Annotated in this window: 22 protein-coding genes; 10 read left to right on the top strand and 12 right to left on the bottom strand. The window is 72.2% G+C overall.

Going from position 1 to position 26,015, the window contains the following annotated elements; translation table 11 throughout:
• Positions 1 to 876: 876 nt before the first annotated feature.
• The gene (locus EDD40_RS05390; RefSeq protein ID WP_211348094.1) at positions 877 to 2,121 is read left to right on the top strand and encodes a vanadium-dependent haloperoxidase; all 1,245 of its coding nucleotides are present in this window, start codon (positions 877 to 879) and stop codon (positions 2,119 to 2,121) included.
• A 65-nt stretch (positions 2,122 to 2,186) separates the two neighbouring features.
• Here the strand turns inward: EDD40_RS05390 and EDD40_RS05395 are convergent, their stop codons facing one another.
• Both EDD40_RS05395 and EDD40_RS05400 read right to left on the bottom strand, forming a co-directional pair.
• Positions 2,187 to 3,524, bottom strand: a complete 1,338-nt coding sequence (locus EDD40_RS05395; protein ID WP_170184956.1) for a sensor histidine kinase — start codon at positions 3,522 to 3,524, stop codon at positions 2,187 to 2,189.
• Positions 3,482 to 3,922 carry a hypothetical protein gene (locus EDD40_RS05400; protein ID WP_123741900.1) on the bottom strand — a complete coding sequence of 147 codons (441 nt, stop codon included), beginning with the start codon at positions 3,920 to 3,922 and terminating at the stop codon, positions 3,482 to 3,484. Before EDD40_RS05400 ends, EDD40_RS05395 begins: the two co-directional genes overlap by 43 nt.
• 426 nt (positions 3,923 to 4,348) lie before the next feature.
• On the opposite strand from EDD40_RS05400, the gene EDD40_RS05405 reads away from it, so the two are divergent.
• The 3 genes from EDD40_RS05405 (at position 4,349) to EDD40_RS05415 (ending at position 7,069) form a co-directional block, all read left to right on the top strand.
• Positions 4,349 to 4,558, top strand: a complete 210-nt coding sequence (locus EDD40_RS05405; RefSeq protein ID WP_123741901.1) for a tautomerase family protein — start codon at positions 4,349 to 4,351, stop codon at positions 4,556 to 4,558.
• A gap of 143 nt (positions 4,559 to 4,701) precedes the next feature.
• Positions 4,702 to 5,571 (top strand): LLM class F420-dependent oxidoreductase, encoded by an 870-nt coding sequence (locus EDD40_RS05410; protein ID WP_123741902.1) that lies wholly within the window; start codon positions 4,702 to 4,704, stop codon positions 5,569 to 5,571.
• A gap of 127 nt (positions 5,572 to 5,698) precedes the next feature.
• Complete coding sequence (locus tag EDD40_RS05415) at positions 5,699 to 7,069, top strand: oxygenase MpaB family protein (protein ID WP_123741903.1); 1,371 nt, start codon at positions 5,699 to 5,701, stop codon at positions 7,067 to 7,069.
• 21 nt (positions 7,070 to 7,090) lie between these two features.
• Here the strand turns inward: EDD40_RS05415 and EDD40_RS05420 are convergent, their stop codons facing one another.
• The gene (locus EDD40_RS05420; RefSeq protein ID WP_123747786.1) at positions 7,091 to 7,423 is read right to left on the bottom strand and encodes a YciI family protein; all 333 of its coding nucleotides are present in this window, start codon (positions 7,421 to 7,423) and stop codon (positions 7,091 to 7,093) included.
• Between the two features lie 477 nt (positions 7,424 to 7,900).
• Here EDD40_RS05420 and EDD40_RS05425 point away from each other — a divergent pair, with 477 nt between their 5' ends.
• On the top strand, positions 7,901 to 9,256 hold the full coding sequence (locus EDD40_RS05425; RefSeq protein ID WP_123741904.1) for a helix-turn-helix domain-containing protein: 1,356 nt from the start codon (positions 7,901 to 7,903) through the stop codon (positions 9,254 to 9,256).
• A 21-nt stretch (positions 9,257 to 9,277) separates the two neighbouring features.
• On the opposite strand, the gene EDD40_RS05430 is transcribed toward EDD40_RS05425, so the two are convergent.
• Positions 9,278 to 9,544 carry a MarR family winged helix-turn-helix transcriptional regulator gene (locus EDD40_RS05430; RefSeq protein WP_342777816.1) on the bottom strand — a complete coding sequence of 89 codons (267 nt, stop codon included), beginning with the start codon at positions 9,542 to 9,544 and terminating at the stop codon, positions 9,278 to 9,280.
• Entirely contained in the window at positions 9,541 to 9,687 is a 147-nt protein-coding gene (locus EDD40_RS44600; protein ID WP_342777824.1) for a hypothetical protein, read from the bottom strand. Before EDD40_RS44600 ends, EDD40_RS05430 begins: the two co-directional genes overlap by 4 nt.
• Positions 9,688 to 9,798: 111 nt before the next feature.
• On the opposite strand from EDD40_RS44600, the gene EDD40_RS05435 reads away from it, so the two are divergent.
• On the top strand, positions 9,799 to 10,149 hold the full coding sequence (locus EDD40_RS05435; RefSeq protein ID WP_211348095.1) for a hypothetical protein: 351 nt from the start codon (positions 9,799 to 9,801) through the stop codon (positions 10,147 to 10,149).
• A 64-nt stretch (positions 10,150 to 10,213) separates the two neighbouring features.
• Here EDD40_RS05435 and EDD40_RS05440 read toward each other — a convergent pair whose 3' ends face one another.
• Positions 10,214 to 11,122: a lysyl endopeptidase gene (locus EDD40_RS05440; RefSeq protein ID WP_123741905.1), complete on the bottom strand. Its 909-nt coding sequence runs from the start codon at positions 11,120 to 11,122 to the stop codon at positions 10,214 to 10,216.
• A gap of 367 nt (positions 11,123 to 11,489) precedes the next feature.
• Here EDD40_RS05440 and EDD40_RS05445 point away from each other — a divergent pair, with 367 nt between their 5' ends.
• Entirely contained in the window at positions 11,490 to 13,256 is a 1,767-nt protein-coding gene (locus tag EDD40_RS05445; RefSeq protein ID WP_211348096.1) for an ABC transporter ATP-binding protein, read from the top strand.
• A gap of 52 nt (positions 13,257 to 13,308) precedes the next feature.
• Here EDD40_RS05445 and EDD40_RS05450 read toward each other — a convergent pair whose 3' ends face one another.
• The 5 genes from EDD40_RS05450 to EDD40_RS05470 all read right to left on the bottom strand — a co-directional run bounded on the left by EDD40_RS05450 (position 13,309) and on the right by EDD40_RS05470 (position 18,872).
• Positions 13,309 to 14,586 (bottom strand): RICIN domain-containing protein, encoded by a 1,278-nt coding sequence (locus EDD40_RS05450; RefSeq protein WP_170184957.1) that lies wholly within the window; start codon positions 14,584 to 14,586, stop codon positions 13,309 to 13,311.
• Positions 14,587 to 14,623: 37 nt separating this feature from the next.
• A complete protein-coding gene (locus tag EDD40_RS05455) occupies positions 14,624 to 16,099 on the bottom strand; it encodes an RICIN domain-containing protein (protein WP_246037432.1) in 1,476 nt (491 codons plus the stop codon).
• Positions 16,100 to 16,348: 249 nt separating this feature from the next.
• Positions 16,349 to 17,359: a pectinesterase family protein gene (locus EDD40_RS05460; RefSeq protein WP_123741908.1), complete on the bottom strand. Its 1,011-nt coding sequence runs from the start codon at positions 17,357 to 17,359 to the stop codon at positions 16,349 to 16,351.
• A gap of 49 nt (positions 17,360 to 17,408) precedes the next feature.
• Positions 17,409 to 18,023: an SGNH/GDSL hydrolase family protein gene (locus EDD40_RS05465; RefSeq protein ID WP_123741909.1), complete on the bottom strand. Its 615-nt coding sequence runs from the start codon at positions 18,021 to 18,023 to the stop codon at positions 17,409 to 17,411.
• Positions 18,024 to 18,254: 231 nt separating this feature from the next.
• The gene (locus EDD40_RS05470; protein ID WP_148088691.1) at positions 18,255 to 18,872 is read right to left on the bottom strand and encodes a DUF7711 family protein; all 618 of its coding nucleotides are present in this window, start codon (positions 18,870 to 18,872) and stop codon (positions 18,255 to 18,257) included.
• Between the two features lie 201 nt (positions 18,873 to 19,073).
• Here EDD40_RS05470 and EDD40_RS05475 point away from each other — a divergent pair, with 201 nt between their 5' ends.
• On the top strand, positions 19,074 to 20,090 hold the full coding sequence (locus tag EDD40_RS05475) for a LacI family DNA-binding transcriptional regulator (protein ID WP_236594954.1): 1,017 nt from the start codon (positions 19,074 to 19,076) through the stop codon (positions 20,088 to 20,090).
• A gap of 6 nt (positions 20,091 to 20,096) precedes the next feature.
• Here EDD40_RS05475 and EDD40_RS05480 read toward each other — a convergent pair whose 3' ends face one another.
• On the bottom strand, positions 20,097 to 22,496 hold the full coding sequence (locus EDD40_RS05480; protein WP_246037434.1) for a glycoside hydrolase family 9 protein: 2,400 nt from the start codon (positions 22,494 to 22,496) through the stop codon (positions 20,097 to 20,099).
• Between the two features lie 613 nt (positions 22,497 to 23,109).
• On the opposite strand from EDD40_RS05480, the gene EDD40_RS05485 reads away from it, so the two are divergent.
• Together EDD40_RS05485 and EDD40_RS42490 are read left to right on the top strand one after the other, a co-directional pair.
• A complete protein-coding gene (locus EDD40_RS05485) occupies positions 23,110 to 24,471 on the top strand; it encodes a glycoside hydrolase family 10 protein (RefSeq protein WP_123741912.1) in 1,362 nt (453 codons plus the stop codon).
• 92 nt (positions 24,472 to 24,563) lie between these two features.
• Complete coding sequence (locus EDD40_RS42490) at positions 24,564 to 25,835, top strand: cellulose-binding domain-containing protein (RefSeq protein WP_211348097.1); 1,272 nt, start codon at positions 24,564 to 24,566, stop codon at positions 25,833 to 25,835.
• Positions 25,836 to 26,015 lie beyond the last annotated feature (180 nt).

Here is a 26,015-nt window from a genome sequence, read left to right on the forward strand (position 1 = left end):
CGTGAACACCATTGCCCATCAGCCAGGCACCCCCGTGCGCGTTTTGCCGAGGCGAGTCGCTAATCAACCAGGAGTGGCCGGGGCGCACGTAACACCGTGGTTGATTTTCGTCCCATCCCCCGTACGCCACCCCTACCCACAACATTCCAGATCGATTCCGCCGCTCGCAACCCCCGAACCACTTCGCCAACCCGAAGCCTCGACAATAGTTCCCGAGTGTGACCCGGTTCATATTCCGATAATCATGCCCGATGGCACTGTGCCGCCGAATCGGGCGCAGATCCCGTGCACCCAACGGGAACCGTCGTTCCGAAGTCCACTGTGGACGACCTGTCACAGGTGCCGGACCGTGCCCACGACCCGTGCATCCCACTTCGTGAGCTATTCGTTCAACGCTCAATAACGGAATCGCCACCCGCCCGGCAGATCATTTACCCAAGAAAATACGGCCCGTGCTCGCCGTCCGGGGCCGACCAGCTCACGTTGTCGAACCCCTCCCACTCACCACCCGACGCCGGTCGCGGCGCCCGTGGGCGGGTGATTTCGGCGTTTCACACCGCATGGCGAGCGTGGGCATGGTCGACGAACTGGTCGTGTGCGTCCTGACCAACCCGGAGAAGACCGGCCGGTTCCCCCTCGCCGAGCGACTGGCCCTGCCGGCCGACCTGAGCGGCATCGAGACGCTCTTCGTCCCGACCGGTCCGGAGCGGGCGTTCCCCTCCTCGACGCTCGTCACGGCGACGGCCCGGCGGCAGCGCCCGGCCAGGTCCGGCCGTCGTCGCCCCGGCGCCTTCGTGTTGCGCCCGCCGGACCTGGGGCGATACTTTCCGCAACGGTGTCGATACGCTACGCCTATCACCGGGGTTGGCGATGGTCATGACGGTTCTCGCGGCTCTCGCGCTGACGGTGCCGCTCACACTCGTGCCGCAGGTCGTCACCGCCGCGGACGCGGCGCCGAACGCCGTCGTCGTCTGGGACCTCAACGCGCAGACCGCCATCTGGGACGTCGCGCAGCAGTCGCCGCCGCAGGTCGCCGGACGCGGTTTCGCGATGGTCAGCGGCGCGGTCTACGACGCGGTCAACGCCATCGCCGGCACGCCGTACGAGCCCTACCTCGGCGCACCGCGGGCCAGCGGACACGAGTCGACCGACGCCGCGGTCGGCACCGCCGCCTACCGGGTGCTGGACGCCCTCTTCCCCGCGCAGCGGGAAAGGCTGCGCGCGCAGTACCGCGAGTGGCTCGCCGCCATCCCGGAGGGACCGGCGAAGCACGGCGGCGTCCGGGTCGGCGCCCAGGCCGCCACCGCGATGGTCGCGGCGCGGCAGGACGACGGCGCCTTCGACCCCCGACCGTGGACCGTCGGCACGGAGCCGGGCTGGTACCGCCCCACCCCGCCGGGTTTCGAGAACACGGGCGCCTGGGTCGGTTTCCTGAAGCCGTTCGCCATCCCGGACGCGACGATGTTCCGCACCCCCGGGCCGCCGGCGGTCACGAGCCCCGCGTACGCCCGCGATGTCGACGAGGTCAAGCGGCTGGGCTCGGCGACGAGCGCCGTCCGCACGGCGGACCAGACCGAGGCGGCGCTCTGGTGGCACGACCGGCGTTCCGTCAGCTGGGGGATGAAGCGGGACCTCGCCCTCACCCGCGGACTCGGCCCGCTGGAGACCGCGCGCCTCTACGCGCTGGCCGACGTCACCGGCGCGGACGGCGCGATCGCCTGCGCCAACGACAAGGAGTTCTGGCACTCCTGGCGGCCCATCACCGCCATCCGGTCCGCCGACACCGACGGGAACCCCGCCACCGCGGGCGACCCCGGCTGGACGCCGCTGGTCGTCACCCCGCCGAACCCCGACTACCCCTCCGGCCACACCTGTCGCACCGCCGCGCAGATGACGGCGTACGCGCACTTCTTCGGGCGCGACGACGTCCCCTTCAGCGCGTTCAGCCCCGACAGCGGCACCACCCGGCACTTCGACCGCTTCTCGCAGGCGACCGCCGAGGTCGTGGGCGCACGAATCTGGGCGGGCATCCACTTCCGCTCGGCGGACGTCGACGGCGCCGTGCTCGGCACGGCCGTCGGCAACCACATCACGAAGCGCCACTTCCGGCCTCGTCGGTGACCCGTCGGGCGGGCGGGTGACCGACGGGCTGCACGTGCGGCCGACGTCACCCGCCCCGCCGGTCGTCACGGATGCCGGGTCTCGACCTCCTCGTCCGGACGGGTCCGCACCCCGGCGACCGCCACCCGCCCGCTCTCGGCGAGACGTCCCCGTCGGGGGCGGACGCCGGGCTCCGGACGCCGGACAGGCGCCGGTGGCGGCTGGTCCACCGCCGGCCCGGCGGAGTCGAGCGGCAGGACGGCGTCGAGCCGGAACCCGCCGGCGGGCGTCCGCGCGGTGCTCAGGCTGCCGCCGAGGGCGGCCAGCCGCTCGCGCAGGCCGATCAGGCCGTGGCCGGTGGACAGCGGGCCGCGGTGCGCGGCACGGGGCCCGCCCGCGTCGCCGACCCGGATCTCGACCTGGGTCGCGGTCCAGGTCAGCAGCACCTCGGCGGACGCGCCCGGACCCGCGTGCTTGGTGACGTTGGTCAGGGCTTCCTGCACCACCCGGTACACCGCGAGGTCCACCGCGGGCTCGACCGGCCTCGGGTCGCCGGTGACGCGCGACTCGACGTGCAGGCCCGCCGCCCGGAACGAGTCCAGCAAGGCCGGGATGTCGCCGGCTCCCGGCTGCGGCTCGGCCGGCTCGCCCTCGGCGCGCAGCACCTCCAGCATCCGGCGCAGCTCCCCCATCGCGTTCTCGCCCAGGTGCTGGATCGTGTCGAACGCGCGCGCGGCCCGGGCCGGGTCGCGGTCGAGGACCCGGCGCCCGCCCGCCGCTTGCAGCACGATCACGGTGACCGCGTGGGACACCACGTCGTGCAGCTCCCGAGCGATCCGGCCGCGTTCCTCGGCGACGGCCTGCCGTGCCTCCAGCTGCCGCCTCTCCTCCAGCGCCCGCGCGTGCTCCCGGCTGGTCCGGACCCACCGGCCGGTCGCCCACACCGACAGCGGCAACAAGGTCAGGTACGCGGCCGCCGCGATGTCCACGAGGACGTCTTCCAGGCCGCCCGGGTCCAGGTCGGGCGTGGAGGTGGAGAACGCGTAGAGCAGCGCGGCGTCCAGCGCCACGCCCGCGACCCGCACCCGGCACCGCTCGGCGACGGTGAACAGGGCGAGGTACACCGCGATCTCGGGGCGGAAGGCGAAGCCGCTGACGGGCGAGGCGAGCGCGGCCACCGCCAGCACCACGACGAACACCGCCATCGGGTGCCGGCGCCGCGCCACGAGCACGGCGAACACCAGACCCAGGTACCACAGGGCGAACCAGAAGTCCGGTTCCTCCGGCCGCAGCGGGACGTGCGAGTAGAGCACCACGTCCATCGCGCTCGCGCCCAGGGCGAGCGCGACGTCCGCGGCCGCCGGGGCGAACCGCCTCCACGTCATGAGCAGCGGGCGCAGTTGACGATGTTGTGCTTCGCGCACGCCTTGGACCCCGGCGGCACCGGCACGACGGAACCGGCCGCTTCGAACGCCGCGCGCACGTCACCGCCGTGGGCGGCGATCGCGGCCTCCAGCGCCACCGGCTCGGGCATGACCGCGTTCGGCGCGTGCCGGGACGCGGAGGCGAGGTCGAGCACGGCGAACTCGGCGCCGGCGAGCCGCAGGGCGTTCACCCCGGTCGACGGGATGCGCTCGACCGGGCCTTCGTCCGCCCCCGCGAGCACGACCGAGACGTCGAGGCTGCCGTCCAGCAAGCCGGGCGGCGGGTCGGGCACGACGACCCGGGTCGGTTCGACCAACCAGCCGGCGGCGACGTGGCCTCCCCCGGACCGCGCCGTGGCCTCCGACTCGATGGAAACGGCGACGTGTGCTGCCGTCATGATCTACCCCCTGGCGAAAATGCGTTTCAGGTCGAGAATGGAAATGCCGCGTTCGGCCGCCCCATCGTCCAACTCCGGACCGAGCTTGGGCATCCCCGCATGGGATTACCACGAACGAGTGAATACTCCATCGAGTGACGTATCCGGGGGACGTTTTACGGCGCGGCCAACGGGACGGCGCGCCGGGTCGATTCCCAAGCGACCCGAGGGGATCACCGTGACGACGACCGTCAGCCCACGCACCACCGCCGGACCGCTGCGCTGATCACCGCTGCCGGTGCCCGGGGTGCTGTGCCTCGTGGCGCCGGCCATCGCGCCGGTCTCCCCGGCCCGCGCCACCGACGGCCTGTGCAAGATCACCACCACGCAGTTCTCGACCAGCCACCACGACGTCGACCGCGTGCGGGACGGCCGGTGGGAGGACCCATGCCCATCGTGTCGGTGACCACCTGGCCCGGTTCGGACGACCAGACGCGCAGGTTGGCGCAGGAGCCGACCAAGACGGTGCGCGAGGTGACGGGCGCGCCGATGGACAAGATCACCGTCTACGTCCAGGAAGTGCCCCGCGAGCGCTGGGCCGAGGGCGGTGTGCTGGGCACCGACCCGGACTTCGCCGCGCCGAGCCGCCGCGCGTGACCACCGGTGGGCCGTCACCGCGCCGGCCACCGGTCACCCGTCAGGACGCGGTCGTGCACGCCACGTCGAGTTGACCTGGAGCGCGCTCCAGCCGCTAGCGTCGCGGCCGTCGACGGCGGAGCAGGCGAGGAACGGAGAACGACGTGCGTCTGGGTGTGCACATCAGCCGGTTCAACCAGGGTGCGGCGCGGCTCGGTCCCGAGCTGGCCGCCGCCGGCGCGGCGGTCGAAGCGGCCGGCGTGGCGTGGTTGTCGGTCATGGACCACTTCTTCCAGATGGAGCAGAACGACGCTCCCGAGGACCCGATGCTGGAGAGCTACACGACGCTGGGGTTCCTCGCCGCGCACACCTCCACCGTCCGGCTCGGCGCGCTCGTCACCGGCGTCACCTACCGCCACCCGGGCCTGCTGGCGAAGAACGTCACCACGCTGGACGTGCTGTCGGGCGGTCGCGCCACGCTGGGCATCGGCGCCGCCTGGTACGAGCGCGAGCACCGGGGGCTGGGCGTGCCGTTCCCGCCGCTGGGCGAGCGCTTCGAGCGGCTGGAGGAAGCGCTGCGGATCTGCCTGCAGATGTGGGACCCGGCGGACGACGGCCCGTTCGAGGGCAGGCACTACCGGCTGGCCGAGACCCTGTGCGCGCCCGCGCCGGTGAGCGCGCCGCACCCCGAGGTCATGGTCGGCGGCAACGGCGAGCAGAAGACCCTCCGGCTGGTCGCCCGCTACGCCGACGCCTGCAACTTCCTGCTCCCCTCCCCCGCCGAGGTGCCCCACAAGCTCGACGTGCTGCGCCGCCACTGCGACGAGCTCGACCGCGACTACGACGCGATCCGCAAGACCGTCGTGCACCTCGGGGCGCTGCCCGAAGACGCCGACGGGTGCACCAAGGCCCTGGCGGGCTACGCGGAGCTGGGCGTCGACACCGTCATGGTGCTGTCACCGGACGGCGACCAGGCCGAGTGGGTCGAACGCGTGCTCGCCCCCGTCACCGGCCGGCTGGCCGAGCTGGGCTGACCGGGCCGAGCTGATCGGGCCGGGCATCACATCGGGTGGACTCATCACGCAACGTGTCCTCGTCGTGCGCGCGGGCCGCTAGCGTGGGACCGGTCCGCGGGTGCGGACCCGTTCGGAGAGGTGGCGGATGACGGCCGAGGTGCTGCCGGGACCGGGCTCGGCCACGTGGGACCGCCTCGGGCAGTGGCGGCTGCTGCTGGTGATCCACCGGTCGCTGCTGCTGCAGGCCGCCCACCCGGCGATCGGCGCGGCCGTGAGCCGCTTCTCCGTCTACAACGCCCGCCCGTGGCGGCGGCTGTTCCGCACGTTGGAGAGCCTGCAGACCTACGTCTACGGCAGCGCTTCGGAGCAGCGTCGCGAGCTGGCCCGCCTGGAGCGCCTGCACCGCCGGATGCAGGGCACCGACGACCACGGCCGGCCGTTCACCGCCGCTGACGTGCAGGCGCGGGCGTGGGTGCACCTGACCCTGTACGACGCGGTGCTCACCGCGCAGCGGTTGGGCGGCGATCCGCTGTCCCCCGAGGAGACCGCCCGCCTGTACGCCGAGTGGCGACGCCTGGGGCAGGTGTTCGGGCTGGCGGAGGACGACATGCCCGCCACGCCCGAGGACTTCCGCGACTACTTCGACCGCATGGTCGCCGACGTGCTGGAGGACAACGCGACCGTCCGCGACCTGCTGTCGGGCAGCATCCACCGCGTCCCGCCGCCGCCCGGCCTGCCGATCCCCGCGCTGGTCTGGGCGCCGCTGCGGCACCTCGTGGTCACCGCCGTCGTCCAGGCCACGGTCGCCACGCTGCCCGAGGTGTACCGCGAACGCCTGCGCCTGACCGTGGTGCCCGGCGCGGACCTGCTCGTGGCCGGTCTGCACCGGGCGGCCCGGCTGACCTCCGACCTGCTGCCCAAACCGTGGCGCTACCTGCCGCTGGCCGCCGCGGCGATCAGGGCCGACGACGTGCGGCCGCGGTCCCGGGTCGCGCCCACCCCGGAGTCGTTCTTCACCACCGTGCTGGACCAGAGCGGCGACGGCGTGCTGCGGTGGAGCGACCTGCTGGCCATGGCCCGCGAGCTCAGCACCCACCTCGACCTCGACGAGGACGACGAGACCACCGTCCACGACGCCTTCCGGTCGTGGTGGGCGCAGCTGTGCACCGCCACCGGCACGCCACCCGACGGCGCCGTCACCCTCGCCGGCTACCGCTCGGCCCTCGCCGGCGACCGCTACCCCGGCCCGCCCGACCCGGACCGCGGCTACGGCGCCGTGGCCGCCGCCATCCGGCGGCTGATCGACCGCGACGCCAACGGCGAGGTCCGGCCCGCCGAGTACACCCGGCTGCTCGACCGCAGCCCCCGCAGCCACGAGGTCATCGCCGCCCTGCGCGACCTGGACCACAACGGTGACGGCACGCTGAACAGCGACGAGTTCGAGACCGCCGTCCAGGACTTCCTCACGGGCCACCGCGACCTACCGGCCGCCCGCCACCTCCTCGGCCGCGCCTGACCCCTTCGGCCGGCCCGGTCGCTACGGCGTCTCCTGCAAGGGCCAGACCTCGACCACTCCGTGCGCGACCGCGCAGGGGGTCGCCGAGGCGAGTTCGACGGCCTCCTCCACCGTGTCCGCTTCGATGATCGCGAACCCGGCGACCGGGAGGGCCGAGGACAGGAACGCCCCGCTCCGCACCGTCACGCCCGCGCCGTCGTGGTTGCGCACCTGCATCGGCGAACCCGCGATCCCCGTGACGACCCCCATCGCGCGCAAGCGGGCGTCGTGCGCGTGCGCCTCGTCCCGCACCGCCGCGTCGGTGCGGTCGTACCCCTCCCGGTCCCCGTACCCGATCGTCACGAACTTCGGCATGGCACTTCCCTCCGAGGTCGACACCGACCGCCCGACGGTACTGACCGCGGTCCGCTCCGGCGACACGTCGTGCACCTCACGTCGTCCGCACCGGTTCCGCACCGCTTCGGATGTGCGAGGCGCAGTGTGAGGCGAGTGAGCACTCCGGCGGCGGCGATGCCGAGGGCGAGCGTTGCCGCAGGCGCCCAACCCGTGGCGGCCACGGCGCCGAGAGCGCAGACCGTCAACGCTTCGACGTCGGCCACGAGGTCGGGTGCCACGACACCCGCCGGTCGCCGGGGTGGACGCGTGGTGCCGTCGTGCGTGGTCGTTTCGTCCTTCGATCGCTTCGCAGGCCGCATTCCCCCACGTTGACCCCGGTCGGGGCACTGGGACCAACCCGACCCGAACACCGCGAGGCATATCCCCACCAGGGCTGTACGGCCTCACCGCGGGCCGGTATGACGGCATGAAGTCGCCGGTGAGGACGGAGAAGCCATGGGCAGGGGCACCGGGAGGGATGTCGACGCGAGGCTGTTCGACCGCCGCGACGTCAGGGAAGCGCTGTCGGATCACGACTTCGGGACCGTCTTCCGCGTCGTCCGGGAAGAGGCTTCGCTCACGCAGGAGCAACTCGGGCTGATGGTCGGCTTGTCCCAGGCGAGGGTGTCGGCGGTGGAGCGCGGTCACCACCGCATCCGCGACGTCGCGGTGGTCGTCAGGATCGCCGAAGCACTGGGCATCCCCGCTCCGCTGCTCGGATTCCCGGGCGCCGCAGCCGGCGCGGCGGCACCTTTCGGCCGGCTGAGCCGACGTGACCTGGTGAACGCGTCCATCGGCCTGGTCCTGGCCGCGCCGTCAGCCGCCGGCCCGGTGGAACCGCTCGAGCGGTTCGCGACCCGCGCGCGACGCGGAGAGGCGCGGTTGGGCTCCGCCGACGTCGCCGCCGTCGAGTCGATCACCGCGGAGTGGCGCGGCCGGGACTTCCGGTCGGGCGGAACGGTGGTCCACCGGCTCGCGATGCGCGCACAGGTCGAGACCCTGCACGGTCTGCTCGGCGCCCGTTGCTCGCCGGAGGTCCGCGCCGGCTTCGAGCTCGCCTTCGCGGACCTCGTCATGGTCGCCGCGTGGGCGGAGTACGACGCCGGGGAGTACGACTCGGCACGCGGGCTGTGGATGTCGACGCTGTCCCACGCGAGACGGTCCGCGCATCCCGCCCGGACGGACCTGGTCGTGCGGGCACTGATCCAGATGAGCCACCACGCGCTGCACCTGGGCCGGCCGGGTGATGCCCTGCGCTTCCTCAGCCTCGCCCAAACCGCGGCTGCCACCGGCCGACCCGTCAGCGCGTTGACCGAGAGCTACCTCGCGTCGAACCTCGGGTGGTGTCACGCCGCGATGGGCAACGGAAAGTCGGCGCTCCGCGCACTCGACGAGGGCGACTCGCTGCTGGACACGGGTGGCGGACTTCCCGCTCCTCCTTGGTCGCACCACGTCACCGGTTCGGAGAGGGCGGGGATGCGCGGGCTCGCGCTCACCGTGCTGTCGAGGGAAGACCCGCGGCACGCGGCTCCTGCCGCGCGATTGTTGGCCCGAGCCGCCGCGGGCTTCGGCCCGGAGTACGACCGCACGAGGTTGATGGTGCTCCCGGTGCTGGCGATCGCGCTCCTGAGGTCGGGAGAGGTCGACAGCGCGGTCGCGACAGGCCGCCAGGCCCTCGACGTCGCGCGCCGGATCCCGTCCGTCCGAGTCCGTCCCCGGCTGCGGGCCCTCCTCGCGAGCGCCGATCAGACCGGGAACTCCGACCTCGCCCACTTGAAGGACGACATCCGCGCGTGGTGGACGACCGGATGAGGCCATCCGTCCCGGACCGGTTCAGCGTAGTCCGGTGCCGGCGGTGATGAGGGTGATCAGCCGGCGGCGGGCGGTGGTCAGGACGGCGCGGCCGGTCGGGGTGATCTCGACCAGGGTGCGGCGGCGGTCGCGGGGGTCGGAGGCGCGGGTGACGTGGCCGGAGCGGTCCAGGCGCTCGATGGTGCGGCTCATCGTCTGGTCGGTCACCTCGCACAGGGTGGCCGGCTCGTGCTGGGCGAGCGGGCCGTCGGCGAGGTGGTGCAGCGCGATCAGGCCCGCGTGCGTCAGGCCAGGCCGTTGAGCACCTCGTCGAACCGGCTCTCCACGACGCGCGCGGCCACCGACAGCAGCCGCCCGGTCGGCCAGGAGTCGACGTCGGCGCGGACCTGGTCCGGCCGGTGCGACACCTCCCGCTCGTCCCCTCGGCCCACGCCACCACCTTCGCAGAGCAGCCCGGGGACCGGCCTGGTGTGGCTGCTCGGGCACCGGCTGCACGGGATCGCCCTGCTGCCCGAACCCACCTTCCGGACGCGCGCGTCGGCGTGGGCCGGCTACGCGGCGCACCAGGTCGAGTCCTGGGCCTCGTCTACTACGCGCAGACCAGGGTCCGCCGCTGCACCAGCGGCCTGCACCGGGTGAACGTCGTCGCGCTCGCTGCCAACGGCGCGTTCATCGCCCTGCACGCCCTCCAGACCCGGGTGTTCTACGACGGCACCGCCCAGGACGTGTCGATCTTCAGCTCGCAGGGCTCCGTCGTGCTGCTGCTGGTGGCCGTGCTGCTGATGGAGAACATCCCGGCCGTCGAGTACCTGCTGGTCGCCGTCCTCGCCCTGCTGATCTGGGCGCCGCTGCGCCTGGCCCGCGTCCTCACCGCCGCAACCCCTGACCGCTGACGGCGGCCGGGGACGGCGTCGGGGACGGCCGGCCCGGCTCACGGCGCCGAACGACCGCCGTCGCTCATCGTCCGGGCTTGCCGGTGGCGGCGGGGGTCGCGATGTTCCCGATGCCGGTGGCGGAGTTGACCGCCGCCGCGTAGTCCGCGACCGTCTGCCCCGGCGCCGAGCACTTCCGCATGTCGGAGTAGCACCACAGGAACCCGCCGTGGACCGGTGTCTTCCGGCCCATCTCCGTCAGCTTCTGCTGGACGGCGGCCGGGGAGTCGCCTTGGGCGCAGCCGTCGCCGTTCTCGCACCAGAACCCCGGGTCCACCGCCATGCCCAGGGCGTCGGCCCACTCCCCGGGGTCGTTGCCCGTCCCTCCCGCGTAGCACTGCAAGTAGACCCGGTCCACCAGGGAGCCGAGTTCCGCTTTGACGGCCCGCCAGTAGTCCGTGCGCGCGTAGGGCACGAAGGTGAAGTTCCGGTACCCGATCCTCTTCGCCATCCTGGCGAACTCCACGGTCGAGTCCACGTCGTAGCACGATTCGTCGTCGCTGTTGAGCGCGTCGACGCCGATCTTGTCGAACAGCGCCTTGAAGTTGCGGCACAGGATGCTGTCGGGGCCGGTCCCGCCGTCGGCGCTGCGCTTCGCGATCAGGCTCTTGATGTTCTCCCAGTCCGCGGCGCCGTAGGAACCGACCGAGATCTCGACGCGGCCGACCTTCGACCCCTTCGCGGTCTTCAAGGACTTGACCCAGTCGGCCCACTTGTCGTCCTCGACGCAGTAACCCCCGTCCTTCACGATCGGCGTCTCGTTGTAGTAGAGGTCGCCGTTCTCGTGGACGTGCAGGCTCCAGAGGATCACCGTGCCGAAGCCCGATTCCGCGAGCTCGGTCGCGGTCGCCGCGTCGCCGGGGAAGGGGCCGTCGGCGTAGAGGGCGGACCGACCGCCCGCTCCCGACCTCGGTTGCACGATCGCGTTTCCCATTGTCGACTCCTACTCGATCCGGCCGCGTTCGGGGCCGGCTCGCGCCGCCCCGCACGGGCACACCGCCGGCGCACGTCTCGGGCGTGCTCCGCCACTCGGTCCTACCCGGCGGCGGAACCGGCATGTGCGCGGCTCGGGACGTGCACTCGGACGAGCGGGGGAATCAACCCTCCGGGCAGCCGCGGTCACGCAACGAACACGTCCACCCGGCCCCAGGCCGAGGACGACGCCACCGTGCCCGTCACCGACATCACCCCGGCCGACCTTGACAGTGCCCGTCTCACTCCCGAGAATCGCGGAAAGCGCTTTCCAGTGGTCGTCCGGCCGCCGGTGGCGCCCGTTCCGGCCGATGAAGGAGCACTCCTCGGTGACCTCGTCCGACACCCCGCGAGGACATCGCGACCCGGGCGAAGGGGCCGTGCGCGCGCTCGGCCGCCTGTTCCGGCCGCACCGGCGGCGCCTGGGCGGCGCGCTGGCCGTCTTCGTCGTGAAGCACAGCCCGGTGTGGCTGCTCCCCCTGGTCACGGCCACCATCGTCGACACCGTGGTGCTGCACCTGCCCCTGGACGGGATGTGGGTCGCCACCGGCGTGATCATGCTGATCCTCGTGGTGAACTACCCGCTGCACCTGCTCTACGTCCGCCTCCTGCACGGGAGCGTGCGGCGGGCGGGCACCGAGCTGCGGTCGGCCCTGTGCACCCGGTTGCAGGAGCTGTCGATCGGCTACCACAACCGGACCAGCGCGGGCGTGCTGCAGGCGAAGGTCGTCCGCGACGTGGAGACCGTCGAGCAGATGGCGCAGCAGACCACCGACACCGGGATGAGCGCGATCACCGTGCTGATCGGCGGCTTGACGATCGTCGGCGTGCGGGCGCCGCACTTCCTGCCGCTGCTGCTGGTGATCGTGCCGCTCGCGGCCCTGGTGGTGATGCGCCTGCGCACCAGCCTGCGCGACCACAACGAGGTCTTCCGCCACGACGTGGAGCACCTGGCGGCCCGCGTCAACGAGATGGCGCAGCTGATCCCGGTCACCCGCGCGCACGGCCTGGAGCGCCACGCCCTGCGGCGCATGGACGACACCCTGCGGCGGGTCCTGACCTCGGGGCTGCGGCTGGACCTGCTCAACGGCCGGGTCGCCTCGCTGTCGTGGGTGTTCCTCAACATCCTCGGCGTGCTGTTCCTGACCGCCTCCGCGCTGGTCGCCTACCACGGCGCCTGGGGCATCGGCGCGGGCGACGTGGTCATGCTCAGCGCCTTCCTCACCACCTCCACCACGTCCCTGGCCACCCTGATGACCCTGGCCCCGGTCATCGCCAAGGGGCTGGAGTCCATCCGCTCCGCGAGCGAGGTGCTGCGCACCCCCGCGTTGGAGGACAACAAGGGCAAGGCCGCGGTCACCGAGGTCCACGGGGCCGTGGACTTCCGGGCCGTCGGCCACACCTACGACGGGACCGACCGGTCGGCGGTGCGCGACTTCACCCTCCGCGTCGCCCCCGGCGAGACGATCGCGCTGGTCGGCCAGTCGGGTGCGGGCAAGTCCACGGTGCTCAACCTGCTCATCGGCTTCATCCGCCCCCAGGCCGGTCGGATCCTGCTCGACGGCGTCGACATGGCGGAGCTCGACCTGCGCACCTACCGGCGGTTCATCTCGGTGGTGCCGCAGGAGCCGATCCTGTTCGACGGCACGGTCCGCGAGAACGTCGCCTTCGGCATGCCCGACGCCGACGAGACCGCGATCAGGACGGCGTTGCGCGACGCGAACGCCCTGGAGTTCGTCGACCGCCTGCCCGACGGGCTCGACACCCCCGTCGCCGACCGGGGCGCCCACCTGTCCGGCGGCCAGCGGCAGCGCCTGGTCATCGCCCGGGCCCTGCTGCGCGACCCCCGCCTGCTGATCCTCGACGAGGCCACCTCCGCCCTGGACACCCGGTCCGAGGCCCTGGTCCAGGAGGCGTTGGCCAGGCTGGTGCGGGGCCGGACCACCTTCGTCGTCGCCCACCGGCTGTCCACCATCCGCGACGCCGACCGCATCGTCGTCATGCGGGACGGTGAGATCGCGGAGATCGGCTCGCACGACGAGCTGCTGCGCGGCGGAGGCGCCTACACCCGGCTGCACGCGGGCCGACCGGCCTGACCCCCGCCCGCCGGCGGCCGGGAACGCGTGGCGCGTCCCCGGCCGCCGGGGGTCAGCCGCGCACGCGGGTGAAGCGCTGGTTCGGGCTGCCGCTGTAGGTGTACTGGGAGATCCGCGCGCCGTCGGCGGTCGACTTCTCCCACACGTCCATGGCCAGGCCGGACTGCCGGTTGACCAGGCTGATCACGTCGCCGCCGTGGTCGACGACGCGCCACTGCTGGCTCGTGGCGCCGGTGTCGGGCTGCTGCGTGATGTCGGCGCCGTTGCCGTTGCCGGAGACCTGGAGGACCAGGCCGCTGTGCCGGGCCTTGACGCGGACGTGGCCGTCACCGGTGTCGATGAACTCGAACTGCTGGTTGGGCCGGCCGTTGGCGGTCCACTGGACGAGCCCCGCCCCGGCGGCGACGGAGGCCTCGTTGACGTCGGCCGCTTTGCCGCTGTGCTGGGCGACCAGGCTGTAGGCGGCCGACGTCGAGCGCAGGGAGGAGGCGAGGCCGATGCCCTGCTCGCGCAGCGCCGCGGCGACGACCTCCGCGATGCGGGCGGCGCCGGCGGCTTCGAAGTGGGTGTGGTCGTTGCAGAAGAACGCGCCGACCGCGCCCTGCGTGTAGTCGCCGTTGTTGGGGCACAGGCGCAGCGTGTTGTAGAGCGCGATGCTGCGCTGGTGCAGGTCGATCACCGGCACCTGGTCGGCCTGCGCCTGGGCCACCGTCTCGTTCAGGAACCCGCGGGTCGCCACGGCGGTGGAGCCGGAGCAGCGGATCGCCGACACCGGCGTGACGTAGATCGGCTTCACCCCGCGCGCCTTCGCCTCACGCCCCATCGTGCCCAACAGCTCGCGATAGCGCGCGGTGCCGACGTGGCGCGGGCAGTTGGGGTCGCCGTCGTTGATGCCGAACTGGACGATCAGCCAGTCGCCGGCCTGCATCCCGTTGCTCGACAGCATGTCCGCCCAGCGCGAGGCGTAGGTGCGGGGGCTCACCACGCACTCGCCCGCCGAGTCCTTGGTGCTCTTGACGTTCGACTCGTACAGCCAGGTCTGGATGCTCCGCCCGCCGACGGCGTTGTTGACGACCGTGACGTCGTCGTTGAACAGCCGGTCGAACTCGCGACCCCACCCCACCGGGCACGAGCTGCCGCCGTTGGCCATCGTCGAGTCGCCCGCCAACCACACCTTGAACGGCGCGACGGCGGCACCCGGACCGGCGGCCTGCGGCGCGGCACACGGCGCGGGCGCCGGTGCGGCCTGCGCCGGCACCACCACGGCCGCCATCGCGGCGATGACGGCCGCCACGACCGCCGTGCACCGGTTGCGCGAAGATGTCCTCATCGATCCTCCAGGTCGTTCTCGGGCAGGTTTCACGGCGTCAACGGACCTGCGTCGACCGGAGGACGCCCAACCGGACCGCCTCGTCCAGCACCAGGTTCGACATGGCGGTCGCGCCGTACTCGGAGAAGTGGGTGTTGTCGCCCTTCTCCGCGGTCAGGAAGAGCCCCTGCGACGGGGTGACGCCGAGCTGCTCGACCAGGGCCGCGGACGACGCGGTCAGGTCGATCAGCGGCGCGCCCTGCGCCCGGGCGACGGCCTTCACCTCCGCGGGCAGGTCCACCCCGACCTCGTTGACGTGCCGAGCGGTGCCGGTGAGGCGGCCGGCCGAGTCGAACAACCGGCGGACCGGCGGCGTGACCAGCACCGGGGCGCCGCCCGCCGCGCGCACGTCGCGCACCATGCGGGTGAGGTTGTCGCGGAACGCGGCGGCCGAGGTCTGCTTGTCGTTGTGGCCCACCTGGATCATCACCGTGTCGCCCGCACGCGTCTGCGACCGCACCGCCGGGAACAGCACGGCGTTGGCCAGCACCGAGCCGGAGCTCTCCCCCGAGTCCGCGTAGTTCGCCACCGACAGGCCCTCACGCAGCCGGGCGGGCAGCGCCTGGCCCCAGCCCGTGTAGGGGGCGACCGGCTGGTCGCACACCGTCGAGTCACCGACCAGGAACAGCGCCGCCGGCCTGACCGGCTTGACGGTGACCGCCACGACCGCGGGCGAGCGGCCGTCGAACACCAGCGTCAACCCCGGTGTGCCCGTGCCACCCTGACCCGTCGGCTGCCCTTCGGGCTCGCGCACGTTGACGGTGAGCACCCGGTCGGCGAACTGACCCACGCCGGTGTCCACGGCGGAGAGCACCCGGCGGCGGGCCTCGGCGGTGACGCCGGTGTGGGCCGCGCGGGAGGAACTGCCCAGCCTTACCGCCACGTCGTAGTGCCCGGGGGCGACGTCGTAGCGGCACGTGATCGGGCCCGTGCCGGTGCAGCCGGCCGGGACGGGGTCGCCCGGGACGACGCCGAGCCGGACGAGCTGCCACTGCTGGTTCGCGCCCGAGTTCACGTCGTACTGCGAGATCCGCGCACCCTCGGCCGTCGAACGCTCCCACACGTCCAACGCCTTGCCGCTGTTGCGGTTGACCAACCGGACATAACCACTGTCGGTGTCCACCACACCGAACTGCTGGTTCACCGCATCACGATCGGTCCACTGCACCACGTCCGCACCGTTCGCCGTCGACGCCGACGCGACGTCCACCACCCGGCCGCTGTACCGCGACCTCAACCGGAAGAACCCACCACCCGAATCCACGAACTGGAACTGCTGAGCCGACGAATCCGACCGCGACGCCTGCACCACGGCACCACCGTCCACCGCCGACCGCACCTGCATCACCTTGCCACTGTGCCGAGCCACCACCACATACGTGGCCGACGTGTCCACGGTCGCGGCCCGGGCCGACGGCGCGGCCGGCGCGAGGACCGCGACCGCACCGACCACGAGCGCCACCGCCGATCGCACGACCGCACCGCATGACGACAATGTCATGTACGTGCCTTTCACCTGGAGTCGACGCGACGGCCGGGCCGACGGGCCGAGAGGACTTTCCCGGCGAAATAGTTGCGATGAATTCGGGCCGCCGTCAACGGTCGCATCTCGTATGGGTGGCCGTCGAATGCATTCGACCGGAGTGCGCATTGAGCGACGCCGGCCGGCCACGACCCGATAACGTCGTGAGCGGCCGGCGAGGCCCGGCGGACGACCCGCGGATCACTGCACCGGGTTCCAGCCGTCGCTGCCGGCGAGGTAGTTCTGCGCGGTGTAACCCGCGGCGGTCGTGCCGCTCATCTGCGGGCGGTCGGCGGTGCCGGTGCTCGTGCCCGCGCCGGTGTTGTTGTACTCGGTGAACCGGCACGTCTTCCAGGAGAAGCCGCTCATGTCCTGCCACGCGCCGGCTTGGCGGATGTGCCCGCCCAGCGCCGAGTCGCGGACCAGGACCTGGCCGATCGCGTCGGCCGCGCCGCCGGCGTGCCAGCAGCGGCCCAGGGCGACGGTCCGCGCCGCCGACGGGCCCGTCAGCGTCGACCTGGTGATCAGGATGCCGTAGCGGTTGCCGGAGTGGGTGGCCGCGGCGGTGATGTAGCCGTTGTTCGTGCTGCCGCGGTCCAGCGAGCGGATGGTCGTGGAGTCGATGACCAGCGCGCCGTTGCCGTAGATGAAGTCGACGGCGCCCTCGATGTAGCTCTTGTAGACGTACTGGCGGACCTGCGAGGCGCCGGTGCCGCCCCAGGACAGGAACGTGTCCTGGTAGCCGAGCAGGCGCACGTTGCGGTAGACCTGCCGGTCGCCGCCCGCGTACAGGGCCAACGCCTGGCTGTCGTGCGCGGCGTAGGTGTTGGCGATGGTCAGCCCCTTGACCGTGGTGTCCTTGGCCAGGTTGAGCACGGTCGCGCTGCCCGCGGTGCCGGCGGTGGACGCCGGGGTGCTGCCGGTGATCACGATGTCGCCGGAGGTGCCGGTCGTGCCCTGGAGGGTGATGCCGGGCTTGCTCGCCGGGATGGACACCTGGCCGCGGTAGGTGCCCGGCTTGATGTTGATGACGGTGCCGGGCGCGGACGCCGCGAGCGCGGCCTGGATGGTGGTGTGGTTGCCGGAGCCGTCGGCCGCCACGGTGACCGTGGCGGCGTTCGCCGGGGTGGCCGGCATGACGGTCAGCGGAAGGACGGCCAGGGCCGCGGCGGTGCGGGCCACCGCCGTCCGGCGTGTGCCGTGCAGGGGCATGGTGCAGCCTTTCGTCGATGCTCGGGGACGTCGGCGGCGGCGATGGTCCTCAGTACGGCGGGGTCGTGGGCCAGGTGATCGCGCCGGCGGGCACGGGGGCGGTCACCTGCCGGAAGGCGGCGGCCGGCAGCACGCCCTGGTCGCGCAGGGAGGTGGCGACCAGGCGGGCGACCTCGATCGCGCCGAACGCCTGGAAGTGCGTGTTGTCCTGGACGCCGTCGGGGTGGTTGGGGTGCTGCCCGGCCGCGAGGTGCAGGAAGTGCTCCTTCGTGCCCTCGACGCCCGCGCGGTTCCACAGCGCCGTGCTGGACGCGGTGAGGTCGACCAGCGGCACTCGCTTGGCGGCCGCGAGTTCGCGCATCGCCGCCGGGTACGCGCCGTGGGTCGGGGAGATCACCCCCGCGACGGTGAAGCGGCGGCGTTCCGCGGACGTGACGAGAACCGGGATGGCGCCCTTGGCGCGGCTCTTGTCGACGTACTGGGAGAAGTACGACTTGTACACGTAGGTGGACGCGGTCGAGTCTCCCGCGACGTAGACGCGGACGGGGGACGCCGCCGAGGCGCCCGCCCCCGTGCCGGCCGCGGGCACGATCGTCAACGCCGCCACGACACCGAGGGCGGCGGGTGTGGCCGGCCGTCGCCACGTCGGGTGTTTCGGGGACATGCGCGGACTTCCCTCCTGGACGTGGCCGGATGCATTCCCGGGATCACTCGGGTCGATCGACGCGCATTTCGACGGCCATTTCGACGCTTATTCGACGACGCGGATCTTCGGCGTTCGAAGTATGGCGGCGGCGCGCGGCCGCCCACAAGAGCGGGCGTCCGATTTGTCGTCAATCCTCGAATGCGCGGGTATTTGAGACGCGCACCAGTCGTTCTTCGTGGGACGATCGGCTCATCGAAGCGGGGACGCGGGGCGGTCGCGGTCCACGGCGTCCAGCAGGTCGAGGTAGCCCTCGCCGGCCCGCCACAGCGCGTCCGACACCGCGGTGAGCTTGCCGGGCGCCCACCGCTTCTCCTCGTACGCGCGGGTGTGGTGGCGCAGCGCCCGCAGAGCCACCGCCAGCTCGGCGCGCAGCCGTGCCCGGAACTCGTCCGCGCCGGGAGCGGGCAACCGCACCTGCTCGCCGCGCCCTTCGGCGAGCGCCGCGAGCGCCTCCCCCGCCACCCCGTCCGCCGCGTCCCACACCAGGGCCGGCCGGTCGACGTGGTGGTTCCAGACCGGCGCGTGCGCGGAACGCCACAACGCCCTGATCGGGTTGCGCGACACCCGGGTCGCGTTGGCCCAGTGCTCGGCGCCGTGCGGCTCGCTCAACCACGGCACGTCCTCGACGGGCAGGTCGACCACCACCGCGACGGTCACCCGGTCGAGATCGCGCGGCGCGCCGAGCAGGTCACCCGCGGCCCACAGCTGCACGACCCGCAACGGGGTGAACGACTTCGGCCCGCCCGCCAGCTCCTCGCACTTGACCGCCAACTCCTCGACATGCCGCACCGCCGTGGTCCACTTCACGCCCCACATCATCGCCCGCGCCCGCGAGCGCGGTCACCCGGACCGTCGACGCGGACCGTCCTCTGTGGTCGAACGGGCGGCCGGCGCGTCGGACTCGCGGCGGCCGAGGTCTCCGCCCGCCTCGTCACCGGCGACCGCGCCGTCCGCCGGGGTGGTGGCGCATGATCGGCGGACCGGGATGTCTCGCGTAGGCTGCCCTGCGTGGCTGTGGATGGGCGCGCGGGCGGTGAGGTGCGGGTTTCCCGGATCGCGGACCTGGCCGGGGTGTCCGCCTCGACCGTGTCGAAGGTGATCCACGGGCGGCCCGGGGTGTCCGACGGGACGCGCAGGCGCATCGAGGAGCTGATCCGCGAGCACGGCTTCCAGAAGAACGAGAAGACCGAGGCGGTCCCGATCGTCGAGGTGGTCTTCCAGTCCCTGGACAGCCTGTGGGCGCTGGAGATCATCCGCGGGGTGGAGGAGGCGGTCCGCCCGGACGGCCTGGCCGTGACGCTGACCGAGATGCAGGGCGGCCACACCCCGGAGAGCGCCTGGGCGCGGCAGATGCTGGCCCGCCGGCCGGTCGGCGTCATCGCGGTCTCCGCCGAGTTCAGCGAGGCCCAGCTGGCGCAGCTGGGCAGCCGGGCCATCCCGCTGGTCGCGCTGGACCCCACCGGTGAGCCGACCCATTCGATCCCGTCGGTGGGCGCGACGAACTGGAACGGCGGCCTGGTCGCCACCCGCCACCTGATCGGGCTCGGCCACCGCCGCATCGCCATGGTCAACGGCCCCTCGGAGTTCCTGTGCTGCCGCGCCCGGCTCGACGGCTACCGCGCGGCCCTCGACGCGGCCGGCGTGCCGCAGGACCGCAAGCTCGTGCGGACCGCGCCCCTGTACCACGACGGCGGCCGTGACGCGGCGCGCGAGCTGCTGCGGCTGCCCACCCCGCCCACCGCCGTCTTCGCCGCCAACGACCTGCAAGCCCTCGGCGTGTACGACGCCGCGCGGGAGGCGGGGCTGCGCGTCCCGCACGACCTGAGCGTGGTCGGCTTCGACGACCTGGCGTTCACCCAGTGGTCCGACCCGCCGCTGACCACCGTGCGGCAGCCGTTGCGGCGGATGGGCGCGGAGGCCGCCGGGATGCTGCTGACCCTGGCGGCGGGCGGCGAGCCGGACAACGACCGCGTCGAGTTGCCGACGAAGCTCGTCGTCCGGGGCAGCACCGCGCCGCCGCCGTGACGCCGGTCAGCCCGTGCAGGTGTACCCCGAGGGCAGCGCGGTGCTGCCGTTGGGGCGTGAGGCCTGGAACCCGAACTCGGCCGTCGCCCCCGGCGCGAGCGAGCGGGTGGCCCGCGCGGTCACGGCCTGGCCGCCCGTCGTCACCGCCGCGTTCCACGACCCGACGACCGCGTCGCCGGCCGGCAGCGTGAACGTCACCGCCCACGTGATCGTGGACGTCCCGGTGTTGGTCACCCGCACGGGTTGCACGACGTAGCCGGTGCCCCACTGGCTCTGGGTCGTGGCCACGACCGTGCAGCCGGCGCCGCCGCCGGGCACGGTCACCTGGACCGCCGACGACGCCGCGGAGGTGTTGCCCGCCGCGTCCCGCGCCCGCACCTGGTACCGGTAAGCGCCCGGAGCCAGGCCGCTGTCCGTGTAGGACGTGCCGGACGCCGTGGCGACCCGGGTGAACGTGCCGGACGAGCCGGTGGCGCGCAGGACGTCGTAGCCGGTCACGCCGACGTCGTCGGTCGACGCGCCCCACGACAGCGACACCGAGCCGCCGGACGCCGACGCGGTCAGGCCCGCCGGCGTGCCGGGGGCGGTCGTGTCCGCGGGTGAGCCGGACCCCGCCTTCTCCGCCGCCCACGCCGACAACCACGCCAGCGCGGCGTTCCAGTTCAACGCCACCTCGTTGACCGACCAGGCGTTGATGTCGTCCAGGTAGCACTTCTGGGGCTTGCAGCCCGCCAACTGCTGCTGCGCGACCGGGTCCTGGAGGTCGGTGTTGGGCCCGCCCGCCAGCAACCCGGCCGGCGGGTTCGGCAGCGACGAGTCCAGCTGGTCGGCCCAGAACCGGTGGTGGGAGTTGCGGGTGGCGCGCTCGCCGTAGCCGGTCACGTAGGAGTGGTTGAACGGGTTGCGCCCGAACAGGTAGTCCAACGCCTGGTAGACCCCGGCGCGGTACTTGGCCTGGCCGGTGAAGTCGTGCGCCAGCGCCAGCACGTTCGCCGCGTTGGCCACCACGCCGTTGGAACCCCAGTAGTAGCCGCTCGCCGGCGCCGGGTAGCCCTGGGTCGACGCCTGACCGAGCAGGCGGTCGCCGTAGGAGGCGAACGCGGCGCGGGTGGCCGACACGTCCGACGCCGACAGGCCGTTGGGCACCAGCGCCAACGTCGTGTCACCCAGGCCCGCGGTCCACCACCAGTCGAACCCGCCCTGGTCGAAGCCCTTGCCCCGGAAGAAGGACGACCCGGTCACGTCGGCCCGGTAGCCACTGGCGCCGGTGGTGGTGAACAGCTCGGCGGCGGCCCAGAAGAACTCGTCGGTCACGTTGTTGTCGACGTACGTGCCGCCACCGTTGCCGTCGTCGGGATCGGCGTAGCGCGTCGGGTTGGCCTTGGCCGCGGCGTAGGCCCGTTCGGCGGCGGTCAGGGCGCGGGAGGCGAAGTCCGCGTCGAGGTCGCGCCACACCCGTGCGGCCTGCGCGGCCACGGCGGCGAGGTTGAGCGTGGCGGCGGTCGTGACGGCCGACAGCAGGCGCGGCTGGGGGTCCTGGTCGGGGCGCAGCGGCAGGGCCGTCCAGTTCTCGTCGCTGACCTTGTGCCGCACCATGCCCGCGTCGGTCCGCCCTTGCGGCACCTGCATCTTCATCAGGAACTCGACGCCCCACCGGGCCTCGTCGAGGATGTCGGGCACGCCGTTGCCGCGCTCCGGGATGGCGAGCTTCCCGTCGCCGAGGGCCGCCCCGTCCGCGCCGGTCACGTACCGGGTGCGCTCGTACTCGTTGATCAGCTGCCAGGCGGCGATCCCGGTGTCCACGCCGTACTTGCCGTGGTCGCCCGCGTCGTACCAGCCGCCGCGCACGTCGGACGTGTAGCCGCACGACACCCGGCACGGCACGCCGCTGTCGCCCCGGTTCGGCGCGACGTCGAGGTGGCCCGCGGGCCGCGCGTACTGGGAGCCGACGTACTCCGCCTGGATCGGCGTGCCGCTGCGCTGGTGGTAGAAGAACGCCAGGGCGTCGTACCGCAGGCGCTTGAGCGGGTCGGCCGAGATGTCGAACGGGTTGCTGGTCGCCCCGGCCACCGACAGCACGTAACCCGTGCCGGGCGTGTCGAACGACGAGAAGTCGACGGTGTGCACGCTGTCGCCCGACAACGCGTCCGCGCCGCGCACGCTGGTCTGCCCCGAGGCCACGGTCGCCCCGGACGCGTCGCGCAGGGACCACGCGGCGGGCGAGCCCGAACCGTTGACCACCGTGGCCTGCTTCGGCAGGCCGGGCACGTACGCCACCTGGTTGACCTTGACCGCTGGACCGGCGTCGGGCGCCGCCGTCGCGGTGGCCGGCGCCAGGGTGGCCGCGGTGAGGGCGAGAGCCGCCGCCAAGGCCGCTTCGCGCCGGAATCGATGATGAGTGCGCACGGACAGATCCTCCTTGGACCATGCCGCCACCCTGGCCGAAAGATTCTCGATCCAGAACGACAGTGTTGCGGACCGGGAGCGCTCCCAGAAGAGCGCCTTCGGGCTGAATGGTGAACCACCAGGACTGTTCCGGTCAACGTTCTCGATGGAGAGAGAAATTTTCGTACGGCTCCTGTGGCGGCGATGACACCGTCGGCCGCGCCACCGACGACCGCGTCGACCGCGCCAGAGCGATCACCGCCTCGAAATTTGCGAAAGTAGTTTCGAATTTTTGCGCAGCAACACTCCACCCCACCCCGGTCCGAGTCCCGGCGACCACAACCCGGAACAACCGGTGAGAAACGTCTCCCACCTGGCCTTTCGGTAACCACACAAGATCACGCTTAACCGATTCGGCATTGTTCACGCATGTAAACCTCGGGGTGCGACCCAGTTCAGCCAGGCCTTGATCGGCCAAACAGTTTCGGTTAATACTGCTTAACGTTTCGATCCGAACGGTGTGTGGCTACGAGTGTCCCTGCCACTCCCACCGAGCGGACCACCGACCGCCGTTCGACCCCGATCCGTCCTCCTCCACCCGCGTGGCGCGGGTGCTCCCCAGAAAGCCCCGAACATGACGCTGACAGCGAAGTCAGTCGCACGGGCCGCGCTCGTGTCGACCCTGCTCGCCGCGACCGCGGGCGCCGCCCTGCTGGCCGCCTCCCCCGCCAGCGGCGCCGCCTCCACCCTCGCCGCCGCCGCCCAGCAGAGCGGCCGCTACTTCGGCACCGCCGTCGCCGCCAACAAACTCGGAGACTCCACCTACGTCGGCATCCTCAACCGTGAGTTCGACATGGTCACGGCCGAGAACGAGATGAAGATGGACGCCACCGAACCCAACCAGAACCAGTTCAGCTACAGCAACGGCGACCGCATCGTCAACCACGCCCGCAACCAGGGCAAACGAGTCCGCGGCCACGCCCTGGCCTGGCACTCCCAGCAACCCGGCTGGATGCAGAACATGTCCGGCACCTCCCTGCGCAACGCCATGCTCAACCACGTCACCCAGGTCGCCACCTACTACCGCGGCAAGATCTACGCCTGGGACGTCGTCAACGAGGCCTACGCCGACGGCAGCTCCGGCGGCCGACGCGACTCCAACCTCCAGCGCACCGGCAACGACTGGATCGAAGCCGCCTTCCGCGCCGCCCGCGCCGCCGACCCGAACGCCAAGCTCTGCTACAACGACTACAACACCGACAACTGGTCACACGCCAAGACCCAGGGCGTCTACCGCATGGTCCAGGACTTCAAGTCCCGCGGCGTCCCCATCGACTGCGTCGGCTTCCAGGCCCACTTCAACAGCGGCAACCCCGTCCCCTCCAACTACCACACCACCCTGCAGAACTTCGCCGCGTTGGGTGTCGACGTCCAGATCACCGAACTCGACATCGAAGGCTCCGGCAGCACCCAGGCCCAGCAATACCAAGGCGTCGTCCAGGCCTGCCTCGCCGTCACCCGCTGCACCGGCATCACCGTCTGGGGCATCCGCGACAGCGACTCCTGGCGCGCCTCCGGCACCCCCCTGCTCTTCGACGGCTCCGGCAACAAGAAAGCCGCCTACACCTCCACACTGAACGCCCTCAACACAGCCGCCACCACCGGCCCCACCACCACCACCTCCACCGACCCCACCGGACCCACCACCACCACCACGCCGCAGAACCCCGGCGGCTGCACCGCGACCTACACCGAAGGCCAGAAGTGGAGCGACCGCTTCAACGGCCAGGTCACCGTCACCGGCACCGACAACTGGATCGTCACCGTCACCGTCACCTCACCCCAACGCATCATCGCCACCTGGAACACCACCGCCACCTGGGACACCGCCAACGTCATGACCGCACGCCCCAACGGCAACGGCAACACCTTCGGCTTCACCATCCAACACGGCGGCAACTGGAACTGGCCCACCCTCTCCTGCCGCATCGGCTGAACCAGAGCGGGAGGGTCCGGCCACCACCAGGCCCTCCCGCACGCCGCTCGCGCGTCGTCAAGCCGCCGCCCCGAAGTGGAAGGAGCAATGCCGTGCCCAGGCACGACTCCCGCGCGTCGCGCTCGGCCGCGGTGATGGCCGCCGTGGCGCTCGTCGCGACGACCGGCGCCTTGATCGGCGCGCAGTCCGCGTCGGCCGCCGCCGGTTGCCGGGTCGACTACTCGGTCGCCTCGCAGTGGCCGGGCGGGTTCAACGCCACCGCGGTCGTGACGAACCTCGGCGACCCGGTGAACGGGTGGCGGCTGTCGTGGACGTTCCCCGGTGACGAGCGGATCACGCAGTCGTGGAACGGGACGCACACCCAGTCGGGCGCCCAGGTCACCGCCACCAACGCGGCGTGGAACGGCGGCATCGCCACCGGCGCGACGGCGTCGTTCGGCTTCAACGCCACGTCCGGCTCCCGCCCCACGTCCCCGGCGGTGTTCACCCTCAACGGCACCGCGTGCACCGGTTCGACGACGACCACGAGCACCACCACCACCACCACGACGAGCACCACCACCACCACGACGACGACGCCGCCGACCCGTCCCATGATCGAGAACAACTTCTCCGTCACCAGGGAAGGCGCCTACGGCGACAACCGCTTCACCGTGTTCCGCCCGTCGAACCCCCAGGCGGTCGACCGCCCGCTACCCGTGCTGGCCTTCGGGAACGGCGCGTGCGCGCACACGGACAACAGCGAGGTCACGCGGATCCTGACGTTCGTCGCGTCGAAGGGCTTCGTGGTGGTGGACACCGGTTCCGTCGACGGCTCGGCCAACGGCGTGCCCAGCGGCTCACCCATCCCCTCCCTGCTGACGGACGCCATCACCTGGGCCGAGCGGGAGCAGAACCGCTCCGGGGCGGTCCTGCGCCAGCGCCTGGACCTGACCGGGGTGGCCACGGCCGGCCACTCGTGCGGCGGCCTGGAGGCCATGGTCGCCGCCCAGGACCGCCGCGTGTCCGGCGTCGTCTCGTTGAACAGCGGGTTCTTCGCCGACGGCTCCTTCGGCTACCCGCGCTCGGAACTCGGCAAGCTGCACACGCCCGCCCTGTTCATGGACGGCGGCTCGTCCGACATCGCCTACGCCAACAACCAGGCCAACTACGACCTGGCCACCGTCCCGGCCGTGCTGGCCCGGCACCCGCAGGCCGGGCACACCGGGTTCATCACCGGCAGCCAGCTGACCGACGGCATGACGACGGTGGTGCAGTTCCTCGACATGGTGCTCAACGGCAACGAGACCGCCCGCGCCTACGTCCTCAGCCCGTCCGGGCTGGCCGCGAAGGCTCCGTGGGTGGTGGCGAAGAAGAACTTCTGATCTTCCCGCACGAGGGGTGACGGCCGTCATCGGCGCGCGTGGTCCGACGCGCACCGGTGACGGCCGTTCGGCGTACCCGGACCGCACGCGCGGGCAGCAGATCAACCTGGATTGCTAAAAATGTTAGCGTTAACTTCAGCAACATCAACTCCCGGAACGAATGCAACTAATCGCCCAGAA

Source organism: Saccharothrix texasensis, assembly GCF_003752005.1.
Lineage (GTDB): Bacteria > Actinomycetota > Actinomycetes > Mycobacteriales > Pseudonocardiaceae > Actinosynnema > Actinosynnema texasense.